Origin of the sequence: Zavarzinia sp. (assembly GCF_041650655.1) — a bacterium.
Classification (GTDB): domain Bacteria; phylum Pseudomonadota; class Alphaproteobacteria; order Zavarziniales; family Zavarziniaceae; genus Zavarzinia.
This window is the reverse complement of the sequence record NZ_JBAZKR010000179.1, coordinates 1-4,663: the sequence shown is the minus strand read 5'-3', so window position 1 is coordinate 4,663 and position 4,663 is coordinate 1. Positions and strand designations below refer to the sequence as shown.

The 4,663-nt window shown below is 66.1% G+C and carries 7 protein-coding genes; all 7 read right to left on the bottom strand.

What is annotated here, in order from left to right; all coding sequences use genetic code 11:
* On the bottom strand, positions 1 to 274 hold a 274-nt coding region (locus WC493_RS21700; RefSeq protein WP_373068446.1), incomplete at its 3' end, for a hypothetical protein.
* Entirely contained in the window at positions 271 to 699 is a 429-nt protein-coding gene (locus WC493_RS21695; RefSeq protein WP_373068444.1) for a hypothetical protein, read from the bottom strand. The genes WC493_RS21700 and WC493_RS21695, both read right to left, overlap by 4 nt.
* Before the next feature lie 23 nt (positions 700 to 722).
* Positions 723 to 1,613 (bottom strand): hypothetical protein, encoded by an 891-nt coding sequence (locus tag WC493_RS21690; protein WP_373068442.1) that lies wholly within the window; start codon positions 1,611 to 1,613, stop codon positions 723 to 725.
* A 65-nt stretch (positions 1,614 to 1,678) separates the two neighbouring features.
* Positions 1,679 to 2,614, bottom strand: a complete 936-nt coding sequence (locus tag WC493_RS21685; protein ID WP_373068440.1) for a hypothetical protein — start codon at positions 2,612 to 2,614, stop codon at positions 1,679 to 1,681.
* Between the two features lie 19 nt (positions 2,615 to 2,633).
* Positions 2,634 to 3,023 (bottom strand): hypothetical protein, encoded by a 390-nt coding sequence (locus tag WC493_RS21680; RefSeq protein ID WP_373068438.1) that lies wholly within the window; start codon positions 3,021 to 3,023, stop codon positions 2,634 to 2,636.
* Between the two features lie 2 nt (positions 3,024 to 3,025).
* Positions 3,026 to 4,315, bottom strand: coding sequence for a phage protease (locus WC493_RS21675; protein ID WP_373068436.1), 1,290 nt, complete (start codon positions 4,313 to 4,315; stop codon positions 3,026 to 3,028).
* Positions 4,312 to 4,663 (bottom strand): hypothetical protein (locus tag WC493_RS21670; protein WP_373068434.1); only part of this gene is annotated, 352 nt, incomplete at its 5' end. The genes WC493_RS21675 and WC493_RS21670, both read right to left, overlap by 4 nt.

Sequence of the window (4,663 nt, the reverse complement as noted above, 5' to 3'; positions counted from 1 at the left end):
CCTCTGCCAGCTCGCCGGCCGCGCCGCCGCTGGAGCCGGGCCCGGACGCGCCCGGCCAGTAGGCGCGCGCAATCCGGGCCGCGGCCCCATGCGTAGAGACGTGCTTGAGGAAGGCGGCATCCAGCGTCGGGTTCCCGCGCGCTTCGAGGTGCGCATCTATCTCGGCGTCGATACCGGCGATGATGGCCGTTGCCTCGGTGATGGTCACCGGGGTTGAGGCGGTCAGCGTCTGGCCGATCAGGGCGGTCGCTTCTGCGTGGGTGCAGTAGCTCACTGCATGAGCGCCTTGAGTGAGAAGGTCGCCGACTGGCCATGCCCGCCGGCGTCTACCAGCGTGTAGCGGCCTCGAATCTGAGCGCCCCAGGCGGCCGGACGAACTGCCCCGCTTGCGGCGTCAGAGGTCACGTTGACCTCGGACGTGCCGGGGCTCGACGGGTCGAGAATGGCGATCTTCTTCTGTGCCGCCCCGTTGCCCGCTACTTGCGTGAAGTGCACGGCATTCAGCCACGTAGAGCCTTCGTCGGGCGACACGTCCACGTAGACGTCCAGTACGTCGCCGGCAGCCCCGGCCATGGCCGTGACGTCAAGCAGGCAGATGACACGGCGGGCGTTCGCGATGTTCGCGACTGCCGTACCCGCCTCGTTGGCAACGGCCGTGGTCCGGGTAGCTGAGGCGAAGAGGCTTGCGGCTTGTGGCATGTGGCCCATCACGTCACCGCCACTCAGGTCGCGTAAGCGTTGGCGAACTCGGTATAGACGGCCGGGTCTGCATCGGTCGCATAGACACAGCCGACGTTGCTGAGTTGCTGAGCGCCGTCGACCGTGATGCCGCTGGTGAGCATCTTGACGTTGAGAAGCGTCACCTCTCCCGCAACAGCCCCGGCACCGGTGAGCCCGCCCATGAGCGAGGAGTCGGACACGCGCAGCCGCGAACCGGCATCATTGATCGTGAAGTGGAGCAGCCCCTCAAGATCGAGGTTCTTGGCATAGATCCGGATCGCCTGACCGGCGACGGTCCCGGCGACGTCGATGGAGTCGCCGCTCGTGTCCATGCTGGCCGTGAGGCCGTCGATGTACACGTTCAGCTTCTTGGTCATGTTCGCGTTTGCGATCTTGAGGCCAATCTGCGTGTCAGCGTCGAGTGTGATGTTCTTGACGGTGGCCTCGAACGTCGACGCGGTGTAGGTCGGCGAGAGGTTGAGAACCTGTGCCGCAGCGTCTGCATTGGAGATAACGACATCGCCAATACCGATGAGGGACAGTCCGCTCACGTTCGGCCACGTCAGAGTGGCCGCCTCGGCGTACTCACCAGATAGCACATAGATCGTGTGGCGAGTTGCGGTCCAGACCGTGAACGCCTTGGTGAGCGTCGCATACGGGAACGCGAACGAGCCCACACCGGTGGTATCGTTGCCGTTTTCCGAGACGACGATGTAGGTTGTCGGGGCGGTCTTGAGCGCGTTGAGCTGCGCAGCCGTGATCGTTGCGGTGTCGAGAATGTTTAGCTCAGCCGCGGTGGCCGTGACCGCCGTGCCCTCACCGGAACCGGTGTAGAGCGTTTCCGCGTGGACGCGCGGCGCCATGAGTGCCAGCGGCAGTTTCCACTTCTTCATGTGTGACACTTCCTTTCGGTAGTGGGGGGCCGCCTAGCGGCAGCGCGGCCCCCGCCAGTGAGTCGTTAGCTCACAACCGTGGAGTACAGGTAGGCGGCGTACAGCGAGGTCTTCTTCACGTCGCGGTAGTCGTCGACGTACCACTTCCAGCTACTGGTGTCGTCATCCCACACCGGGCCGCGGGTCGCGAAGCGCGGCGACTCGCCGGTCCAGGCGAAGGTCTTGAGGGGGGTGATCGCCTTGCTGCCCGGGCTCGGGTCGATGTAGGCGATGGAAGCGAACTTGCCCCAGATGTTCGTGAAGGTGTTGGCCGCCGACTGGTAGACGGCGCGGCCCACGAGCAGGCGGTCGACGCCGAGCGCCTGAGCGATCTGAGCCTCGGTCGGGATCGCCTCGGGGGCGTTCAGGCCGAACACGATCTTGCGCACGCCGGCGTGCTTCTGCAGGGCGCGGAAGACGTCATAGCCGATGACGAGGGTGTTCGGCTCGCGGCCGATGGCACCCCGGACGGTGGCCTTGGCGTCGTCGACGGCATCGACCGGATCTGATGTGTCGGCATCCCAGCGGTCCGCGGCGGCGAGCGCCGATGTCTGCGTGAAGGCGGCCGTCGAGAAGGCCAGTGCGGCGACTTCGTACTCGTACGCCAGCAGCATCTGGTCGACGGGCACGGCGATGGCATCGCGGGCCGGGTCAACGGCCGGATCGGCGTTCTTCATGTCCTCATCGGGGACGATCGCCTTGAGGCCGTGGCCGTTGGCGAAGTAGGTATCGGTGGACTTCGCCCACTTCACCTCGCCGTACTGGGCACCCGGCGCGCGGCCGGTCTGGACGAGCTCGAAGTTCGAACCGTCGTGAATCCAGTACGTGTCGCTCTGCTTGGCGACCGGGACTTCCGGCGCGATAAGCGAGGCGATGAGGTTGGGCCGCTGACTCGCGTACTCCTGAGCGTACGAGGTCAGGGCGGCATCGATGTGCAGGTCTGCGTGCTTGGTGCTAGACATCTAACTCACCGTCCTTTCGTCAGACGCTCTCGGTTTGCGGGTGAATGTCGATCACGATGAGACCGGGGGTTGCGGAGGTGTACGCCTCGCGGGCGTAGCCGACGATCCAGCCCTTGTCGGTCTCCTGCTTGACGAGGTGCCCGGAGGCGTCCACGTCGAGGGGGTCATTGATGGCGATGTCGGTCGTGCCGTCGACCATGGCGTAGCTCTGGCCGCCGGTGCGCACGACTGCCTGCAGGCCGGAGGTCGGCAGGTTCTGGAGGATGCCAATGCAACGCTCGTTGGCGGCGCCGACTTCGGCCTCCCCCGAGGTGTTCACCAGCACGGCGTGGTACTGAGAGCCTGAGAGGTCTTCGGCCGCGACGAAGGTCTCGTCACGGTAGGGGCCTCTCGGAAGCAGCGTGGCCATGCTCACGCCTCCTTTCCGGTGCGGAATGCGTCATAGCGGGCGGCGAGGTCGGCATCCTCGGCGAGCACGAGGCTCATCGCGGAAGCGAACGTCACGCCGTCCTTGGACGCGCGGGTCTTGGCCTTCTCGGACAGTTCGACGGAGGCGTTTGCGTAGCTGCCCACCTCGTCGCCCTGCGTGGCCGGTGCGCCGTGCTCGGAGAGGTCGATGACCTTGCGCGCCTTGGCGGCGTCGCTCATGGCCTCGAACTGCTCCGGCGCGGCCTCGGCGAGCGAGAGCCAGGTCGGCTTCTCGGCGGGGGCGAGATGCCCGCCGCTGATGAGCTCGTCGACCTTGCTCTCGGCGAGCTGCTTGCGCTGCGCCTGCTCGGCCTCGGCGAGCTTCGTGGTGACGGCGTCGCGCTCATCGATGATCGTCTGCACGGCAGCCAGCACGGCAGCCTCGTCGACGTCTTCGGCGAGCTTGAGCGCCTGAATGACGGTCTTCATGGGCTCGGCTCCTTTCGGGTCAGCGGCTGCCTCACTGGCCTCAATCGCGTCGCCTTCGTCGCCCTTCGCGTCGTGCGAAACAGGCTCGGAAACTGCGGCGGGATCGGGGGTAGGGTCGCTGTCTTCTGGCGGTGGATCGGCGAGCGAGTAGGCGGCGATTTTGCCGCGCAGCTCGCGGAGGAAGGTGCGCGCGGAGGGCATGCCTTTCTTGCCCTTCAGGCGTTCGTCGAGCTTGCCCGCGAGGGACGAGAGCTCGTCGAGCAGTTCCTGTACGGGGTCGATGGCGTCGGCGGCGGTGATCTCGGAGAGCTTGACGGCGATATGACCGGCCGCTTCAAGCACGGCGGGCATCATGCGCAGGACCGGCGTGTTCGTCAGCGTGCCGGACTTGAACACGTCGTCGGTCTTTGCACCGGAACGGTTGTCGACTACGGGGCCAAGCTCAATCGAGAGGTACTTGTACGCCTGCCCATTCAGCAGCTCGGCGCCGATCTCCGTGACCTGCCCGTCACCGAAGAGCATCTCGCCGCCGTCGATGGTCGGTTCGATGTGCAGACGCTTGAACCAGGCGGCGGCGGGCGCGCTCGTGTCGTGCTTGCCGGAGGAATCCAGCATCGGTTCGGTCCCGAGAATGCCAGCCTCAAAATTGGCGATGAGGGTCTCGGCGAGGTCACGTGTCAGCGGCAGGTTTGGGTACTTGGCCGACTTCCACGTGCCGATAGGGAACAGGGGGAAGGGAATCACGTCCCCGGAAGACACGGCGTCGGCGAGGGTCAGCTCGCACATGTGCAGGTAGTCGCTCATGCGGCCTCCCCTTGTTTGTAGACGTACACGGTCACGCAGCGGCAGTTGCCGCCGCCCTCGCAGTTCGGGTTCGGCGTCCACGATTCGGCTTCGGTCAGATCCTCGGTCGTCTCGCCGTCGAGGGGCTCGCACTCGGCGCACACCACGCCGTCGAGAATGGCCGAGTACTGGGCATAGGCGATGTCCTGGGCATTGACGCGGGCCTCGTCGGCGCGGCCGGCGGACATGAGGTCGGTGACGATCGCGCTCATGCGCAAGGCCGATGCGTCAGACTCGCGCGTCACGAGCGCGGCGATGGCAGCCGCATCCATGGGCGTGAGGGCCGAACGGACGGCGATGGCAGCCGCG